Source organism: Dietzia sp. CW19 (assembly GCF_014145265.1).
Lineage (GTDB): Bacteria > Actinomycetota > Actinomycetes > Mycobacteriales > Mycobacteriaceae > Dietzia > Dietzia natronolimnaea.
In genome coordinates this window covers 20924-21307 of record NZ_JAALEE010000559.1, presented here as the reverse complement: position 1 = coordinate 21307, position 384 = coordinate 20924, and the positions used below count along the sequence as shown (strand labels likewise).

At 66.7% G+C, this 384-nt stretch carries 1 protein-coding gene; it reads right to left on the bottom strand.

Translation table 11 applies throughout. The features are described from left to right. Positions 1 to 384, bottom strand: a 384-nt coding sequence (locus G6021_RS17645; RefSeq protein ID WP_347238992.1) for a Ku protein, incomplete at both ends; no start/stop codon positions are given.

The following is a 384-nucleotide window of genomic DNA, read 5'->3' as shown; positions in this document are numbered from 1 at the left end:
GCGGCCAGCAGGTCGGCGACCTCGTCGTCACCGTCGTCGTCGCTCGCCTCCTCGCGCTCCTCAACGGTGAACGCCTCTCCCCCGGCGGCCTTGGCCTCGATGAGCTCCTTGAGCTGATTCTGGTAGTCGTCCTCGTACTTCTCCGGCTCGAAATCCGCCGCCATCGTCTCGATGAGCGACGCCGCCATCTTGACCTCCTGCGGCCGGACCTTCGCCTCCTTGTCCAGCCCCTCCAGGATCGCCGGGCGGATCTCATCCGGCCACAGCAACGTCTGCAGCATCAGCACGTCCTTGTACACCCGCAGCGCGCACAGGCGGGTCCGGTTGCGCAGCGTGAACGTACAGATCGCCAGGCGATCAGTGGACTCCAGCGCCTCCCGCATG